Below are 16,904 nucleotides of genomic sequence, written 5' to 3'. Positions count from 1 at the left end.
GTCGGTCAGTCCACCACTGCTTGATACACCAGGCTGCGGAAGTCACGATCGGGCCCTTCGACTCCGGTCATGTACTGCGACATGAAGATGCCGATCAGCTCCTCGGCGGGGTCGACGAAGAAGTAGGTCTTGGCCGCACCCGCCCAGCCGTACTCGCCGTCGGAACCGGTGCCGGCGCTCGCCGCGGTGTCGATCATCACTCGAGACCCCAAGCCGAAGCCGTAGCCGAGTGAGTTGCGTCCGAGGAGTTCGTAGGGGAGCAGGGCGGCCGGCAGATGATTGCGGTGCATCACCTCGAGCGTCTTGCGTCCGAGGATCTGGTCGTCGCCATAGCGGCCGTTCTGGAGCAGCATCGTGGCGAAGCGGAGGTAGTCGCTGCCGGTCGAGAACAGGCCGAGGCCGCCACGCTGGAACACGTCGGGCGTATCGGTGGGGTAGGTGGCCGCCACGTCGATGCGCTCGTTGAACCCGCTCAGTGCCGCTTCGACCAGCTGCATGGCGTCGTAGTTCTGACCGACGAGATCGGGGAGTCCGTACATGGCCGACAGGCGGTCGAGCTTGGCGTCGGGCACGCCGAACCCGGTGTCGGTCATGCCGAGCGGATCGAAGAATCGCTCACGCAGGAAGTCGCCAAGCGGCTGGTCGGCGAGGACCTCGATGAGGCGGGCAGCGACGTCGATCCCCACGCTGTAGTGCCACCGAGCGCCGGGCTGCGATGACAGCGGGATCTCGGCGAGGGCGTCGACGAGGTCGCCGAGCGTGCGCGTGGCGTCGTTCATGATCCGAGCGTCTCGATACATCTGAGCGACGGGTGTATCGATCATGAAGTCATAGGTGAGGCCGCTGGTGTGAGTGAGCAAGTCTCGAACCTCCATGGGTCGAGCCTGTGGAACCAGTGTCCCGTCGGGTGCCATGACGGGGGTCGACATGAAGGCGGGCAGGAATCTTCCGACCGGGTGTTCGAGCTGGAATGCGCCTTCCTCGTGCAGCAGCATCAGCGCGGTCGACACGACCGGTTTGGTCATCGAGTAGATGCGGAAGATCGTGTCGTCGGTCATGGCGACCCCGGCTTCGCGGTCGCGGTGGCCGAAGGCGGCCGAGTGGACGACGTTGCCTCTCCGGGCGACCAGGGTGGTGGCGCCGGCAATGGTGCCGCTGTCCACGAAGCGCTGCATCACGGGTGCGATGCGCTCGAGACGTGCGCTGCTCATGCCGACGGATTCGGGCGCTGCGGTGTCGATGGTCATGGGTTCCCCTTCACTCGGTTCGAAGATCATGTCGGTGTCGAGCCGGGTCGGGCAAGCCGTGCGAGGCCGGTCAACCCGTGCGGTCGTCGATGGCGCTCATGTTGTCGAGGAGGCGGACCAGATAGTGCAGGGCGTGACTGAGGTCCTCGGTCGACAGCCCGTGAACGGCTTCGTCGTAGAACGCGCCGATTCGTGGAAGCGCTCGGGTCTCCCAACGCTCCTTCCCCTCGGCGGTCATCCGCACCAGGCGGCTGCGGCGGTCGTTGGTGTCGGCGATGGTCTCGATCAGTCCGTCGCTCTCGAGCCGACCAATCACGCCGGCGAGGCTTTGCCTGCTCACTTTCAGATAGCGAGCGAGATCGCCGATCGCCATGCCATTGGAAACACCGGAACGGGAGAGCGCACCGAGCACCGCCCATCGCTGCGTGGTGAGGCCCTCATCCTCGAGGGCGCGTGACCCAGTCTTGTGCAGGATATTGGCGCATTGGTACAGCCGAAAGAACAGACGGTTGGCCAGCTCGTAGCGCACATTGGGTTCGAACGATGGGGTATCGGTGTCGATTGCCACGACGGACTCCTTGGATCGGGCTTTACAGGTACGACAATATCATGTCATAGTTTGTGACGTCGAACACAACTGGAGGAAGCACATGTCACGTTTCGAAGGTCGCACGATCGTGGTCACCGGTGGTGGCGGAGGCATCGGCAGTGCCGTGTGCGCCGGGTTCGCCGCCGAGGGTGGATCGGTCGCCGTGTTCGATCGAGCGCTCGAGCCGGCGACGGCAACGGCAGCCGCGATCACCGACGCCGGTGGACGAGCGATTGCGGTGGAGTGCGACATCACCGACCGCGCAACGATCGACACCGCGGTCGAACGTGTAGCCGGTGAACTCGGGCCGATCGACGTGTTGGTCAACAACGCCGGCTGGGACATGTTCGTGCCCTTCCTCAAGACCGAGCCAGATGACTGGGCCCGTCTGATCGACATCAATCTCGTCGGCGCGTTGAACATGCACCACGCGATCCTCCCGGCCATGGTCGAGCGGGGGAGTGGACGGGTCGTCAACGTCTCGTCCGATGCGGCCCGTGTGGGTTCGTCGGGCGAGGCTGTCTACGCCGCCTGCAAAGCCGGCCTGGTCGCCTTCTCCAAGACGCTCGCTCGTGAGCACTCGCGTCACGGCATCACGTTCAACGTCGTGTGCCCGGGTCCTACCGATACGGCGCTCCTGGCCAGTGTCACCGATACTGCGAACGATCCGGAGAAGCTGCGCGAAGCGTTCCGTCGTTCCATTCCCATGGGTCGACTCGGCCAGCCCGACGATCTCGTCGGCGCGGTCTTGTACTTCGCCAGCGACCAGGCGTCGTTCGTCACCGGCCAGGTGTTGAGCGTCTCCGGCGGCTTGACCATGGCCGGCTGAGCCGCCCTGCTCCAACCCCAACTCCCCATCCCAACCAAGACGCAACGAGGAAGACCATGGACTACACCGACATCTCCGTCGAGTACCGGCGCAACGTCGCCTACATCACGATCAACCGTCCCGAGGTGATGAACGCCTTTCGCGGCCGTACCTGCGACGAGCTGATCAACGCCCTCCACCGGGCGGGCTACGACCCCGAGATCGGAGCGATCGTGCTCGCCGGCGCCGGCGAACGGGCCTTCTGTACCGGCGGCGACCAGTCCACCCACGATGGCCAGTACGACGGTCGGGGCACGATCGGCATGCCGGTCGAGGAACTCCACACGGCGATTCGCGACGTGCCGGTGCCGGTCATCGCTCGGGTGCAGGGGTATGCGATCGGCGGCGGCAACGTGCTGGCGACGATCTGCGATCTCACGATCTGTTCCGAGTCGGCGATCTTCGGACAGGTCGGGCCGAAGATGGGATCGGTCGATCCCGGCTACGGCACGGCGTTCCTGGCCCGAGTGGTGGGCGAGAAGAAGGCTCGTGAGATCTGGTACCTCTGCCGTCGCTACTCGGGTCGCGAGGCCGAGGCCATGGGACTGGCCAACGTCTGCGTTCCCGACGACGAGCTCGACGCCACGGTGGAGGCGTGGGCCGAGGAGATCTGCGAGCGGAGCCCGACCGCCATTGCCATCGCCAAGCGGTCCTTCAACCTCGACACCGCCCATCAGGCCGGCATCGCCGGCATGGGGATGTACGCCCTCAAGCTCTACTACGAGACCGACGAGTCTCGCGAGGGCGTCAACGCGCTGAAGGAGAAGCGGGCGCCCCGGTTCCGGGAGTTCGCCAAGTGAAACTCCGGCCGAACCCCTACGTCGACGGCGATCTCCTCGACCTGGCCGAGATGACCCAACGGTTCGCCCAGGACCGAGTGGCCCCGGGCTACATCGAGCGTGACACCACTCGCGTCCTCGACCGGTCGCTCAGCGAAGAAATGGGGGCACTCGGACTCATCGCTCCGGAGCTCCCCGAGGAGTTCGGCGGTCAGGGTGCCACCAAGGTCGCGGCGGGCGTGATCCACGAACTCATTGCGGCCGCCGATCTGTCGCTGTCCTACATCAACCTGTTGGGCTCGCTGAATGCACAGATCCTCGCCGATCACGGCGATCCCGACATCGTCCGGCCGTGGCTCGTCGAACTCACCGCGGGTCGTGCCATCGTCGCGCTCGGGTTGACCGAACCCCGCGGCGGGTCAGACGCTGCGGGTCTTGCACTGCGCATGGAGCGAGACGGCGACCACTACGTACTCGATGGCGAGAAGACCTCGATCTCGGCCGCCGATCAGGCCGAAATCGCCGTCGTGTTCGGCAGGACGGGAGGGCCAGGTGCTCGGGGCATCACGGCCTTGTTGGTACCGATGGACCTGCCCGGCATCACCACCACCCGTTTCGACTGCCATGGCCAGCGCGCCATCGGCCGAGGTTCGATCTTCTTCGATGACGTACGGGTGCCGGTCTCGCACCGTCTCGGCGACGAGGGCGGCGGTTTCGTCCAAGTGATGCAGGGGTTCGACTTCTCCCGAGCGTTGATCGGCCTCCAGGTGCTTGGCGTGGCCCGCGCCGCGCTCGACGACGCGTGGACCTACTCGACCGAGCGCACCGCGTTCGGCCAGCCGCTGTCGGCCTTCCAGGGCGTCTCGCATCGACTTGCCGAACTCGACACCCAGGTCGAGGCGGCACGCCTGCTGTGCTTCCAGGCCCTCTGGGCCGCGGATCGAGGCCTCCCGCACACCGCCGAGGCGGCCATGTGCAAGTGGTGGGCGCCGAAGCTCGCCTACGACGTCGTCCACGAATGCCTTCTCGTTCTCGGCCACGGGGGCTACGACCGTGGTGTCATGGAACAACGGCTGCGAGATGTGCTTGGCTTCCAGATCGGGGACGGAACCGCACAGATCATGAAGACCATCGTCGCCCGCCAACGGGTCGGCCGAGACGCCGTCCCCGCCTGAAAGAGAGACACGCCATGCACTTCGATGCCGACAACCTCGTGCTGCGCCGGCCGGCCATGATTGCCGCCGGCCACTGGCGAGACCTCACGGCGAACGACGCACTCGACGCAGCGGTCGAAGCCGGGCCCGACCGGCTGGCGGTCTGTGCTCGTCAGTTCGAGACGGGTGAGGATCAGACCTTCACCTACGCCGAGTTGGCGACAATGGCCGACCGCGTTGCGATCGGCTTGCATCGGCTTGGGATCCGGGCCGACGACGTCGTCGCCGTGCAGCTGCCCAACTGGTGGCAGTTCACCGTCTCCTACCTGGCGTGTGTACGCATCGGCGCCGTGATGAACCCACTGATGCACATCTTCCGTGAGCGCGAACTCGAGTTCATGCTCAACCACGGTGAGGCGCAGGCGGCGATCATCCCTTCGACGTTCCGCGGTCTCGACTTCGCTGCGATGTACGACGGCCTTCGCTCGAAGGTGCCGAGCCTTCAGCACATCATTGCCGTCGGCGACAGCGGCCCGGGTGGATTCGAGGCGTTGCTCTCCGGCCCGCCGTGGGAGGACGAGGCTGACGCCAACGAGATCCTGCACGCCAGCCGGCCCGGTCCCGATGCGGTGACCCAGCTGATCTACACCTCGGGCACCACCGGCGAGCCCAAGGGCGTGATGCACAGCTCGAACACGATCACGGCCAACATCGTTCCCTACGCCGAGCGTCTCGGACTCGGCGGCGATGACGTCGTCCTCATGGCCTCTCCGATGGCCCACCAAACGGGGTTCATGTACGGACTCGTGATGCCCGTGATGCTCCAATGCCCGGCGATCCTGCTCGATGTCTGGGACGCGGCAACGGCGAGTTCACTCATCAACGGGCACGGTGTCACCTTCACCATGGCGTCGACCCCGTTCCTCACCGACCTCACCGAATACGTCAGTGCCCCCGACCATGCCGTCCCGACACTGCGCACGTTCCTCTGCGCCGGCGCCCCGATTCCCGGGCCGCTGGTGGAGCGGGCCCAGCAGTCGCTCGGAGCCAACATCATCTCGGCCTGGGGGATGAGCGAGAACGGCGCGGTCACCACGACCCTGCCCGACGATCCGCCCAGCCGAGCCGTCGAAACCGACGGCTGTCCACTGCCGGGCGTCGAACTGAAGGTGGTCGATGACGACGGTGCAAGTGTGCCGACCGGCGAGGCCGGGCGCCTCCTCGTCCGCGGGTGTTCGAACTTCGGCGGCTACCTGAAGCGTCCGCATCTCAACAACACCGATGACGACGGCTGGTTCGACACCGGCGACCTCGCCCGGCTCGACGACGCCGGCTACATCCGGATCACCGGGCGCTCGAAAGACGTGATCATCCGGGGTGGGGAGAACGTTCCGGTCGTCGAGATCGAGAACCTCATGTATCGGCATCCGTCGGTCGCGCAGGTGGCGATCGTCGCCTATCCCGACGAACGTCTGGGCGAACGGGCCTGCGCGGTGGTCACGTTGCGCCCCGACACCAGCCTCACGTTCGACGAGATGGTCGAGTTCCTGCTCGAACACAAGATGACCAAGAGCTACCTGCCCGAGCGACTGCTGATCGTCGATGCCATGCCGGTCACGCCTTCGGGCAAGATCCAGAAGTTCAAGCTTCGAGACGATCTCGCTCAGTCGAACGAGTAGCGGAGCTGCTCGCCGGTGTCGTCCACCTCGGCTTCGCCCGTCAGGCGAAGGTGCTCGAGGTGGGCGTACGTCTCACTCTCGGCCATGGCACCCCACGAGCGCTCGGCGAACAACAGCTTCATGTAGTCGTTGACCGTCCCGCGGCCGACTTCGTCGGAGGCGTCACGCAGCTTGTCGAGACGCTCGTGGTGGTGGAGTTTGATGCCCTCGGCGCGCCCCGCGAGGTCGCCGAACTCGAGCCCATGGGCGGGCAGCACGGTGGTGACCTTGTCGAAGGTCTTCATCCGGTCGAGGCTGTCGAAGAAGTCGTTGAGCGGGTCGACGGTGGCGCCGAGGCCCGAGATGTGAGGAGTGATGGTGGGGAGCACGTGGTCGCCGCTGATCATCACCTGGGCATCGGGGTCGTACAGACACAGGTGATCGATGGTGTGGCCGGGGGTGTGGACGGCGACCCATTCCCGCCCACCGACGAGCAGGACCTGGGCGTCGTCGACGCGCCGAGTGGGCGACGGTGTTGCCACGATGCGGCCGGCCGCCTTGCGCATCGCCCAGTAGCGCAGCCGTCGCGAGCGCGGCATCATCCGGGGCTCGCCTCCCCAGGGTGTCTGCTTCATGAACGGGCCCTGCTCGAACTTCATGCCCCGCACCGATTCGACCTGCGCCTTCAGGTCTTGCTGCGTGACTTCGAGGTCGTCGTCGGCCTCGACCTCCTCGGCGTCGGGGTCCATGAACGTGCGAAACGCACGGTGCGTGATGATCTCCGCACCGAACTTGCGCTTGAACGTTCCCGCCTGCCCGAAGTGGTCGGGATGCGAGTGGGTGATGATGACGGTGTGGACTCGCTCGATCGGGTAGCCACCCGATTTGAGGGTGCGCTGGAGTTCGCGGAAGGTGCGAGGGCCCGGAAGTCCCGGATCGACGAGCGTGATGCCGCGGCTGTCCTCCATCGCATAGCAGTTGACGTGGCCGAGGCCTGGTAGCGAGATCGGAAGCTGCACCCGAAGGATGCCGGGTGCGACTTCCTCGACGCCCTCTCGGGGTTCGCGGCGCTCCTCTCGGACGGGCTTGATCTCGGTGTGCGAGTGGTCGGTCACGCCACACTCCTAGTCGGAGCAGTGGCCCACCGTCGAACTGGCATGAGCTCGGAACGACTCGGACGGTGCTCGGTGTGGTCTAGACAAGTCCCTCGTAGGGATGGAGCGGATCCGTCGAGTCCCACTCGATCTGCATGGTGCGGCCCAGTCCGTGGGCGTCGGCGAGTTCGAGCGCGAGCCGCAAAGCGACCTCGTCCTCGATGGCCCAGCCGGTCGAATCGAAGACCGTTCGTCGGGTCCGATCGACGTGCGCCTGCTCGCCCCGTTGCACCAACGCCGTGATGTCCGGGCCGATGCCGGCAGTAGTCAGCGCCTGGCACTCGCCTTCCACCACGCACTGTTCGACGCAGTCGGGGACGACCAACGCACCCTCGAGCAGACTCGAAGGAAGCTCGATCTTGCCGGGAAAGTCGGCCCCGACGGCGTTGACGTGGAGCCACGGGCGTGTGGTGGCCTCGGGCACCACGGGACCGGCACCGATGTCGACCGACGTGCAGGTGACGAGCACGTCGACGTCGGTCACGACGCGGTCGAGCGAGTCCGCTCCGATGATGTCGACCTCCACGCCGAGGAATCCGATCCGTTGAGGGAACGATGCCGCTGCCTCCGTCGAGGTGTCGAACGCCAGCACCCGCCGAACCTCACGGACTCGGCTCAGGGCGTGGAGTTGAGCGACCGACTGCGCCCCGAGGCCGACGATGCCGACGTCGACGGAGCCAGGTATGGCGAGAATGTCGGTTGCCACCGCCGAGGCCGCCGCCGTGCGCATCGCCGTCAGCAGCGTCGCATCGGCGAGTGCGACGAGATGACCGGTTTCGGTGTCCCACATCGACGAGGTTGCGAGCACACTCGACACCGATCGCTGGACCGGGTTGGTCGGGTGATATCCGACCATCTTGATGACCACCGACCCTCCGGCGTCGTGGACCGGCATCCACTCCAACAAGCCGAGAGCCGGCTTGTCATAGCGAAACCCGTCCCGGGTTCTGACCTCGGTCAGCGCCGGATCATGCTCGGCGAACCGTTGCCGGAGACGAGCGATCATGAGGTCCAACAGCTCGTCGAGCCCGACTCGCTCCACCATCAGGCGGAGATCGGCCGCCGTCAAGATCAGTGTTTCCATGTTCCCCACCTCGTGCAGCTTCCGCACGCACCATCTGAGTGCAGCGCCTCGTTCCTCTCATGACCCCGCCAGCGGTCACAGCTGCATCCTCGCGCTCGCGGCGGGTCGGACGACATACCGCGACGGCAACTGGGCACCTTCGCCTGCCGCCGAGCGATGAGGTTTCAGGGGGCGAGCGTCGGGTAGGGCGGGCTCCAGATCGAGCTTCCACCTCGAAGCTCGCACGAACGAAGGAGTGCCGCACATGGGAGCCATCCGCAAGACCCTGTCGATCGCAACGCTCGGCATCGTCAACTTCCGCAGCAAGTCGGAACGTCTGGCCAGAGCCGAGAACGAACGGGATCTGGCGCTGGCCGCCGGCAGCGAGGCATCGGCTCGAGCCGAGAAGCTGTCGGCGAGAGCGCGACGTGCGGAGAAGCGGGCGAAGAAGGCCGAGTGGCGAGCGCTCGGCGAGGCCAAGAAGTCACGTCGTGAGCGCCGCCGGGCCGATCGATCCGCCGACTCCACCGTGGTCGGGGCCTCCGACCGAGCCGTCGTGCTGGGGCGCCGCGCCCGGAGGAAGGCCAAGAAGGAAGCCAAACAGCTCGCTCGGTCGGGCCGGGCCGAATTCGAGAACGTGAGTCACACCATCGCTGACAAGACCCACGATGCAGTCGACATGGTTGGCGACGCCGCCGAGAAGGTCGGCGTGGGAGGATCGAACTGATGACCGCGACAGCCACTCCGACATCGGTGAATTCCAGCATCGAAGAACTCCGGCGGGCGGCTGCCGACGCCCGGGATCGGGCATATGCGCCCTACAGCAAGTTCGACGCCGGTGCCGCCGTGCGAACAACCTCCGGCGCGGTGGTCACCGGTTCGGTCGTCGAGAACATCTCACTCGGATTGGCCATGTGTGCCGAGCGGGCGGCGTTGTTCTCGACCGTTGCATCCGGCCACCGACCGAGTGAACTGCTGCTGTGGGCGCCGCCGACCGGTGACGACGTCACCATGCCGTGTGGCGCGTGTTGCCAGGTCGCGCTGGAACTGGGCGGTCCGGACCTCATGGTGCACAGCGTGCATGGCAAGACGGGAGAGGGTGATCTCGAGATCGTCAGCGCCCGATTGGGCGACCTCTTGCCGAGAGGGCCCTACAACGGCACCAAGGACTGAGCCTCGTGCCGTCTCGGGTCGAGGGTGAGCTAGGTTCGAGCATCCTCCGCCTCGACGCACTGAAGAATCGACTGACGCAGAGCCTGTTCTTCGTCCCGTTCCTGATGCTCTCGGTCAGCCTGGCGCTCTCCCAGCTGACGGTGCAGATCGATCGGCAACTGGCGGCCGATGCGCTGCCAGGTTGGTTTCAGGTCACGGTCGACTCATCGAGGAGCATTCTGTCGGCCATTGCCGGCGGCACGATCACCGCCGCCTCGATCGTGTTCTCCCTCACACTCGTTGCGGTACAGCTCGCGGCCAGCCAGTTCTCACCGCGGGTGCTGCGCGACTTCCTCGGCGACCGGTTTCAACAACTGGTGATGGGTACGGTCATCGGAACATTCTCCTACTCGCTGTTGGTCCTCCGCGAAGTTCGGTCGGCGCCCGAGGGAGTGGAGCGCGCCTTCCTTCCTCAAGTGTCGGTGGCGCTCGCCGTCGTGTTGGCGGTCGTCTCGCTCGTTGCCATCTTGGGGTCGATCGATCACACCGCAAAGGGGCTGCGAGTCGGCTCGGTGGCCGACGGCATCGTGGCGGCGACCATGCGGGTCATCGAGCAGCTGCCCGAACGCGGGAGTGATGACACGGTCGTCCCGCTCGTCGATGCGCCCGGCGTGTCGAGCGCTCGACCGACGCCGGAGTCAGGCCCGGCTGACCACTCGCCGCCAGGCGACGCGCTGGTGGTGTGGGCGCCGCGCACTGGATGGGTGACCGGGATCCAAGTGGAGCGACTGATGGGGGTGATCCCCGATGGCGTCACCGTCTCGTTGTCCGCTGCCGTGGGGACCTACGTGGTCCGTGGAACGCCGATCGCGTTCATCTGGCCCAGGAAGATCGAGGCCGTCGATGAGATCGTCGACGCGCTTCCAGACGTGATGCGGATCGAGGAGGAGCGCACGATGCAGCAAGACATCTCGTTCGGCATTCTCCAGCTCAACGACATCGCCATGCGAGCATTGTCCCCCGGCGTGAATGATCCGAACACCGCCAACGAGATCGTGGTCCGACTCGGCGCAGTCATCACCGAGCTCTATCGGCGCGACCTACCGCCAATCGAGACGGCAGCGGGTCGACGGCGGATCCTGCGACCATCCGATCCTGGACGAGGTGACTATGTCGAGCAAGCCTTCGAGCCGGTGCGCCGGTACGCCCGGCAGGATCCACGCGTGCTCGAGGTGATCGTCGGCGTTTTGGAGTCGATCATCGAGGATTGCCATCGTCGTCAAGGTGACGAGGCCGATGTGCGTCCGTTGATTCGCCAGCTCGAACTGATGAGCGACGAACTCGGCGAACTTGCGACGAGCGAGGACCGCCGGCGGGTCGGGGCGGCCCTCGCTCGCGTGTTTGCCGAAGTCACCAAGGTGTGAAGATCACCCCTCGGGATCGGTTTCGTGCATCAGAGCATCGATGAGCTGGGCCTTGTTCATGCCGGACCGGCCTTCGATGTCGAGCTCCTGCGCTCGTTCGTAGAGGTCGGCACGGGTCCAACTCGCGAACGACGCCTCGGTCATGTCGTCGGCGACCGTCTCGGCCTCGTCGGCGAGCTCCATCGCCTCGTGTTCGACGGTGTCGACGAAGTGTTCGGTCTGTGCCCTCGCCTGGCCGGCGATTTCACGCGTGCCACTGGCTGCGGTGGACATGGTGCGGTCGAGGACAGATCGGGCCTGACCGGTCACCGTCCGAGTGCCCGTGGCCGCAGCGTCGGCAACCACTTCACTCGAATCGCCGAGCGCCGATGCGGCTCGGGTGGCGAGGCTGCAGCCAAGCGAGGCGACGGCTCGGTTGATCTGCAACATTCGACGGGGGATCGCCGGGAGCCGACCCTCGATCGTGTCGAGTGTGGTGTTGATCTTCTCGGCGGGATACGGAAGGACGGAACGGGGAACTGCCATTGGGAGCCTTTCGGTTGGTGGCGCAGACGGATTTCTGCCTGGCGACGATGTGCCCGCTGGCGGGTGGGACAAACCCACTGAGGACGACCGGCCGAGCCACGCAGCAGCGTTTCCACGTTTCCCCTCGTGGGCGAGGGGAACGACCTCGTCCAGGTGCCGAATGGCACGCCCGCACGTCGGGCGAAGATCCATCATGGGAGGGTCTCGTGACCAACGAATCAGACTTCTGCGACCGACCCGGTGGTCTGCGATGAACCGGCGGATTACCGCGTGGATCTCGATCGTGATGGCGTTGACTTGTGCAGCGATTGGCTGGGTGGCACTCGGCGCGCTCGAACTCGGCGCCAACGACTCGCTGTCCGAGGTCAATGCAGCGCTGGTGTCGGTTGAGGATTCACTCCGTGGGTCGACGGAGGTGGCATCGGCCACCGCTGATGCGCTCGACGCCGCTGCTGTTTCGGTCGACGACGCGGCGGCGGGATCGAGAGCGACCTCCGACGTGGCTCGTGAGGTGGCCGACGTGAGCGGAACGCTCCCGCCGGTTCTCGAGAGCGTGGCCGAGGGCATCGATCAAGTGAACGGCACAGTAGTGCAGCTGAACGCACTGCTGGACTCCTTGCCGTTCACGCTCGGCGACGGCGGCCAGCTCCAGACGTTCGACCCGATCCTGACTGACGTCGATCCGCTCCTCGAGGACCTGCGCGGAGCCGAAGCATCACTCGATGCACTCGTCGTTCAGGCCGATGCCATCGAGAGCTCCTCGACTGAACTGTCCGACGAGCTGCGATCGGTGGCGACCGAACTCCGCAACTCCGTCGCCGACATCACCGTGCTCGCCGACGATGTCGCCGACGCTCGATCGACGCTGGTGGTGAGCGATGAACAGTCGTCGGTCGACCTGCTGGTGGCCCAGCTCGTGATCGTCGGATTGGCTGCGGCCATCATCATCGGCGCACTACCGGACGTCTACGGGGGACGGCGCGATCGGCGCGACGAGGAGTAATCGGCGACAACTCAGTCGGCGCTGCCAAGACCCCCGGCCTCGAAGTCGACGTCGACATGTGAGCCATCGCAGAGTGGTTTCGATGCCGACGCACCGCAACGACAGAGGGTGACTCGGTTGCGTACCTCGAGCTCGGTGCCGTCGTCCATGCGTACGGTGACATTGCCGGTCAGCCACAACGGACCATCCGGGATGACACCGACGCCGGCAGGCAGCGCCGGCTCGACGACATCGCCGTCCACGATGTTCACGAGGCGACCGGATGGGCATTTCTCGACCATTCGAATCACCGTCGCTCGGGTGTCGGTGTCATTGGTCTCGCTCATCAGTGACCAGACCGTTGCCCGCTCGGTGCCGCACAATCCGGCGTGCACGCAGAGCGAAGGATCATCGGTCACCGTCAGCTTCGTGCCCTGCTTGGGAAGGGCTCGCTCGGCGTAGCTGCCGGCCGGCGGCGACGACGTGGCGTCCCACTCGTGCTCGGCATGACTGCCGTCGCAGAACGGCTTGTCACTTGATTCCCCGCATCGACACAGGGCGGTGCCGGATTCGATTTGGCGGGGTGATCCGAACTGCCACGTGAGTGGTTCGCCCTTCTCCGACCAGACATAGTCGGCCGTACGTATCGAAAGCTCGTCGCCGCAGACGAATGGCCCTCCCGCCGTGGCGGTGATGGTTCGTGCGGGCTCGTTGCGGGTCGTCACGTCGTCATTCCTCTGCGCTCATCGGTGCCAGATGTCGATCAGTCCTCGGCGAGATGTCGCCGCATGTCATCGACGTAGTCAGTGGCCAGGCTCGTCTTGTCGTCGTCAGACAACGCCTTGCCGGCGACGGGGAACACTTCTCGCTCCTCCTCGTCGAGGTGGTGGATCAGTCGATCGGCGAGTTCCCTGGCGGTCTGGATCCATTGTGATCCGGACATGTCGTATCCCTGGAGCTGCTCGATGAAGTCGTCCAGCTCCTTGTGCTCGGCGACGCTGTGGCGGGCGGCGTCCTGCGTGAGGTCGTGCTGCATCAGCGGCACATAGAAGTACCGCTCCTCGGCGGCGGCGTGCGCTTCGAGCTGCGCCCGGAGTCGGTCGAACAGTTCGATCCGACCATCGCTCTCGCCGTGGGTCTTGGTCAAGAGGTCGATCAGCGTCCGTTGCTTGTCATGATCGGCGCGGATCGCCTCGAAGATGGTCGTGTCAGTGGTGATATCGGTAGCCATGCCTCCCGCACTACCCGCCTCACCCGGCTGCAAACGGTCGAGCCATGTGCGGTCGAGGTTTGCGCGTTTGGAGGCATCAGCGACGGGTAGCCCGGACTTCGTACCCTAAATGAGTGAGGCATCATGCTCGACATCAGTGACCCCATCCGACTCGTTGGCCGAAGCGTGACCGTGCGAACGGCTGACGGCGACGAGCAGTCGGGGACGCTGTGTTCGGCTGGTCTCAGTGGTGTCGTGGTCGACGTCGACGGCCACAGCGAATGGCTCGCCGCCGCCGACATCGACAGCGTGGAAGCCGCCAACCTCGACGATGCTCAGCCAGAGTCGGTCACTCCCACCTCGTGAGGCTGGCCTGGTCGGGTTGCATCCCGTGGGCCGTTCCCCACAGCACGGCGTCGACGCGGTTGGACGCACCGATCTTGGCGTAGGCCGAGCGGATGTTGCCCTTGATCGTGTTGACGCTCAGGTGCAGCAGGTCGGCGATGGCCGCATTGGACTTGCCCTGCGTGATGAGCGCCAGAACCTCGGCCTCGCGTGCCGTGAGGCCGGCCGACCTGCCCGGCCATTCGAGTGCTTCGTTGTGGAGCCGCCGTGCGGGATGCGGGCTGATGAACCGCTCGCCGGCGTGGAGCCGTTCGAGCGCATCGACGAGCTCGTCGGCCGACGACGTCTTCGACACGTAGCCAGCGGCGCCCAGTGAGAATGCCAGCTCCACCAGTTCGGGGTCGAACGACCAACTGAACACGGCGACCCGTTTGGCGCACGGATTGGCCACGAGCGCGCGTATCTCGCCCAGGTTGGGTTCGGTGCGAGCGAAGGTGTCGTAGAGCACGAGGTCGACCGGTTGCGATACGGGCATGTTCGCATCGAGTTCGAGCACCCGGATGCGGTCGGCATGGGGTGCCAGCATGGCGTTGATCCCCGCGAGCACGACCCCGTAGTCGTTGACGATGGCCAGCGTGATGGGCGCGTCGGTGTCGGCGGTCTCGGTCACCGAATCAGTATGCACAAAGCTGCACGGTCATGCCGGTTTTCCACCCCCAGGGGTGGTTCGTTTGCCGGTGTGTTCCACCACGATGGTGAGACAGGCCGACGGGCCGACGTTGCTTCTTCGTCGGCCTGCGGTGCTCGTGGGAAGGAGTCCATGATCGAGCCGTTCTTCGCTGCCTTCGACGTCGCCTCCGGTGTCCTCACCGTGCGAGGTGAACTCGACGAGGGAACGGCTCCCCACGTCTACGCGCTCAGGTTCGGTGAGGCACGGGTTCGGCACATCGATGCAGCCGGCGTCACCTTCCTCGGTGCCGGCGGCGTCACGGCGCTCCTGGACTGCTGCAAGTCGGTCCCCACGACCATCGACGCGTCGCCCCAAGTTCGACGACTCATCGAACTCTGCGCCCTCGACCACATCCTCGTGGTCGTGCCCCACACCCCCAAAACCCCAGCAACTTTGGAGACTTGATGCCGCTCAGAGGTGTCAACTCTCCAAAGTTGCGTGGGTTTGGGTTGGTCAGGGGAGGTGTTGGTCAGGGGCGGAAGCCCCAGCGGGGTGGGGTGGGCGTCAGGGTGCGTCGGGCGAGGTGGACCCAGTCGCAGAGGAGGGCGCGAGTGTCACGAGGGTCGATGATCTGCTCGATCTCGTAGAACTCGGCGGAGCGATGGGGTGAGCGGTAGCGGTTGAGCCGCTCGGCGATCTCGGCCCGTAGTGCGTCGGGATCGTCGGACGCGGCGAGGTCGGCCTTGTAGGCCACCTCGAGGCCACCTTCGAGCGGGAGCGAGCCCCAGTCGCCCGACGGCCAGGCCATCCGCATCGACTGGGATCCCGGCTTTCGGTTCGAGGCACCGGCAATGCCGAAGGCCTTGCGCAACACCACCGTGCAGTACGACAGCTTGGCCTGGCGGAGGGCGACCAGCACCCGTGAGCCTTCGCGAACGGTTGCTTCCTCCTCGGAGGTCTTGCCGATGACGAAGCCGGGGCAGTCCTCGAGATGGACCATCGGCAGATGGAACAGCGACGCCAGATCGATGAGACGGGTCAGCTTCTTGCACGAGTCGGCGGTCCAGCCGCCGCCGTAGATCCTCGGGTCTTCGGCGTAGATCGCGATGGGGACACCGTCGAGGCGGGCCAGTCCACCGATGATCGATGTGCCCCACTGGCGCCCGATCTCGAAGAAGCTGTCGTGATCGACGACAGCATTGATGATCGCCCGCATGTCGTAGGCCTGGCGTCGCTCCCGTGGGATGGCGTCGATCAGCCACTCCTCCCGCCGGCCCGGATCATCGCCCCAGTCCTCGATCGGCGGCAGTTCGTCGACGTTGCCCGGCAGGTACGACAGGAAGTGTGCCGCCCGTTCGAACGCCTCGGCTTCGGTGTCGACGGCGTCGTCGATGGCACCGTTCGAGGTGTGGATGTTGGCGTGCCCGAGTTCTTCCTTCGACACCGAGCCGAGACCGGCCTGTTCCACCAGCGCCGGCCCGGCGATCATCATCTGCGAAGTGTCTCGCACCATCACCGAGTAGTGGCAGGTCGTGGCCCGTGCCGCTCCCATCCCGGCGACCGAACCGAGTGCGAGGGAGACCGACGGCGCGACGTCGAGATGGTCGATGACGGTGTGCCACCCGGCGAGCACCGGAATGTAGGTGCGCCCGGCCATCTCGATGGTCTTGACCGAGCCACCCCCCGACATGCCGTCGAGGAGGCGCACGTGGGGGAGCCGCATTTCGAGCGCCAGGGACTCCGAGGCCTCACGCTTGGCCGAGATGGAGGCGTCGTTGGACCCACCTCTGACGGTGAAGTCGTCGCCGGACACCACGATCGGGCGACCGTCGAGTTCGGCGAGCCCGAACACGAAGTTCGAGGGCATGAGATCGAGCAGGTTGCCGTCGTCGTCGTAGGTGGCGACGCCTGCGGTCTTGCCGAGCTCCCAGAGCGACCCCTTGTCGACGATCGCCTCGAGCCGTTCGCGGATGGTCTGCTTGCCGAAGTAATGCTGGCGTTCGACCTTGTCGGCGCCGCCGAGCTGCTCGGCCAGACGCTCGCGTTCTCTGAGCTCGTCGAGCTCCGGTTCCCATCCCACTCGA

General features: G+C 65.7%; 19 protein-coding genes. 10 read left to right on the top strand and 9 right to left on the bottom strand.

Annotation, left to right across the window (positions count from 1 at the left end; translation table 11 throughout):
- Positions 1-5: 5 nt before the first annotated feature.
- Both R2733_07625 and R2733_07620 read right to left on the bottom strand, forming a co-directional pair.
- Positions 6-1,247 (bottom strand): serine hydrolase domain-containing protein, encoded by a 1,242-nt coding sequence (locus R2733_07625; GenBank protein ID MEZ5376374.1) that lies wholly within the window; start codon positions 1,245-1,247, stop codon positions 6-8.
- A gap of 70 nt (positions 1,248-1,317) precedes the next feature.
- Positions 1,318-1,815, bottom strand: a complete 498-nt coding sequence (locus tag R2733_07620; protein MEZ5376373.1) for a MarR family transcriptional regulator — start codon at positions 1,813-1,815, stop codon at positions 1,318-1,320.
- An 82-nt stretch (positions 1,816-1,897) separates the two neighbouring features.
- On the opposite strand from R2733_07620, the gene R2733_07615 reads away from it, so the two are divergent.
- Genes R2733_07615 through aliA form a run of 4 tightly spaced genes read left to right on the top strand, consistent with a single transcriptional unit; the run spans position 1,898 to position 6,316 of the window.
- Entirely contained in the window at positions 1,898-2,665 is a 768-nt protein-coding gene (locus R2733_07615) for a glucose 1-dehydrogenase (GenBank protein MEZ5376372.1), read from the top strand.
- A 56-nt stretch (positions 2,666-2,721) separates the two neighbouring features.
- Positions 2,722-3,504: a 2-ketocyclohexanecarboxyl-CoA hydrolase gene (gene badI / locus R2733_07610; protein MEZ5376371.1), complete on the top strand. Its 783-nt coding sequence runs from the start codon at positions 2,722-2,724 to the stop codon at positions 3,502-3,504.
- A complete protein-coding gene (gene aliB / locus R2733_07605; protein MEZ5376370.1) occupies positions 3,501-4,658 on the top strand; it encodes a cyclohexanecarboxyl-CoA dehydrogenase in 1,158 nt (385 codons plus the stop codon). Before badI ends, aliB begins: the two co-directional genes overlap by 4 nt.
- Positions 4,659-4,672: 14 nt before the next feature.
- A complete protein-coding gene (gene aliA / locus R2733_07600) occupies positions 4,673-6,316 on the top strand; it encodes a cyclohexanecarboxylate-CoA ligase (GenBank protein MEZ5376369.1) in 1,644 nt (547 codons plus the stop codon).
- Here aliA and R2733_07595 read toward each other — a convergent pair.
- Together R2733_07595 and R2733_07590 are read right to left on the bottom strand one after the other, a co-directional pair.
- Entirely contained in the window at positions 6,301-7,410 is a 1,110-nt protein-coding gene (locus tag R2733_07595) for an MBL fold metallo-hydrolase (protein MEZ5376368.1), read from the bottom strand. The two genes, aliA and R2733_07595, sit on opposite strands and share 16 nt — an antisense overlap.
- A 79-nt stretch (positions 7,411-7,489) precedes the next feature.
- Positions 7,490-8,533, bottom strand: a complete 1,044-nt coding sequence (locus R2733_07590) for a hypothetical protein (protein MEZ5376367.1) — start codon at positions 8,531-8,533, stop codon at positions 7,490-7,492.
- Between the two features lie 244 nt (positions 8,534-8,777).
- On the opposite strand from R2733_07590, the gene R2733_07585 reads away from it, so the two are divergent.
- Genes R2733_07585 through R2733_07575 form a run of 3 tightly spaced genes read left to right on the top strand, consistent with a single transcriptional unit; the run spans position 8,778 to position 11,088 of the window.
- A complete protein-coding gene (locus R2733_07585; GenBank protein MEZ5376366.1) occupies positions 8,778-9,239 on the top strand; it encodes a hypothetical protein in 462 nt (153 codons plus the stop codon).
- The gene (locus R2733_07580) at positions 9,239-9,685 is read left to right on the top strand and encodes a cytidine deaminase (protein MEZ5376365.1); all 447 of its coding nucleotides are present in this window, start codon (positions 9,239-9,241) and stop codon (positions 9,683-9,685) included. The genes R2733_07585 and R2733_07580 overlap by 1 nt, the downstream gene beginning before the upstream one ends.
- 5 nt (positions 9,686-9,690) lie before the next feature.
- The gene (locus R2733_07575; protein MEZ5376364.1) at positions 9,691-11,088 is read left to right on the top strand and encodes a DUF2254 domain-containing protein; all 1,398 of its coding nucleotides are present in this window, start codon (positions 9,691-9,693) and stop codon (positions 11,086-11,088) included.
- 3 nt (positions 11,089-11,091) lie between these two features.
- On the opposite strand, the gene R2733_07570 is transcribed toward R2733_07575, so the two are convergent.
- The gene (locus R2733_07570) at positions 11,092-11,613 is read right to left on the bottom strand and encodes a Rho termination factor N-terminal domain-containing protein (protein MEZ5376363.1); all 522 of its coding nucleotides are present in this window, start codon (positions 11,611-11,613) and stop codon (positions 11,092-11,094) included.
- Positions 11,614-11,863: 250 nt separating this feature from the next.
- Between R2733_07570 and R2733_07565 the strand changes: the two genes are divergently transcribed.
- Positions 11,864-12,616: a hypothetical protein gene (locus R2733_07565; protein ID MEZ5376362.1), complete on the top strand. Its 753-nt coding sequence runs from the start codon at positions 11,864-11,866 to the stop codon at positions 12,614-12,616.
- An 11-nt stretch (positions 12,617-12,627) separates the two neighbouring features.
- On the opposite strand, the gene R2733_07560 is transcribed toward R2733_07565, so the two are convergent.
- Positions 12,628-13,320, bottom strand: coding sequence for a CDGSH iron-sulfur domain-containing protein (locus tag R2733_07560; GenBank protein ID MEZ5376361.1), 693 nt, complete (start codon positions 13,318-13,320; stop codon positions 12,628-12,630).
- Positions 13,321-13,358: 38 nt separating this feature from the next.
- Complete coding sequence (locus tag R2733_07555; GenBank protein MEZ5376360.1) at positions 13,359-13,826, bottom strand: hemerythrin domain-containing protein; 468 nt, start codon at positions 13,824-13,826, stop codon at positions 13,359-13,361.
- Between the two features lie 123 nt (positions 13,827-13,949).
- Here R2733_07555 and R2733_07550 point away from each other — a divergent pair, with 123 nt between their 5' ends.
- Positions 13,950-14,171 carry a hypothetical protein gene (locus R2733_07550; protein MEZ5376359.1) on the top strand — a complete coding sequence of 74 codons (222 nt, stop codon included), beginning with the start codon at positions 13,950-13,952 and terminating at the stop codon, positions 14,169-14,171.
- On the opposite strand, the gene R2733_07545 is transcribed toward R2733_07550, so the two are convergent.
- A complete protein-coding gene (locus tag R2733_07545; protein ID MEZ5376358.1) occupies positions 14,155-14,820 on the bottom strand; it encodes a response regulator transcription factor in 666 nt (221 codons plus the stop codon). The genes R2733_07550 and R2733_07545 overlap by 17 nt on opposite strands.
- A gap of 150 nt (positions 14,821-14,970) precedes the next feature.
- Between R2733_07545 and R2733_07540 the strand changes: the two genes are divergently transcribed.
- Complete coding sequence (locus tag R2733_07540) at positions 14,971-15,285, top strand: STAS domain-containing protein (GenBank protein MEZ5376357.1); 315 nt, start codon at positions 14,971-14,973, stop codon at positions 15,283-15,285.
- Between the two features lie 64 nt (positions 15,286-15,349).
- Here R2733_07540 and R2733_07535 read toward each other — a convergent pair whose 3' ends face one another.
- On the bottom strand, positions 15,350-16,900 hold the full coding sequence (locus tag R2733_07535; GenBank protein MEZ5376356.1) for a carboxyl transferase domain-containing protein: 1,551 nt from the start codon (positions 16,898-16,900) through the stop codon (positions 15,350-15,352).
- Between the last annotated feature and the right edge of the window lie 4 nt (positions 16,901-16,904).

The organism is Acidimicrobiales bacterium, assembly GCA_041394265.1.
Taxonomy (GTDB): Bacteria; Actinomycetota; Acidimicrobiia; order Acidimicrobiales; family SZUA-35; genus JBBQUN01.
Note: the sequence above shows the minus strand (reverse complement) of the source record. Positions and strands in the feature narration are given on the sequence as shown.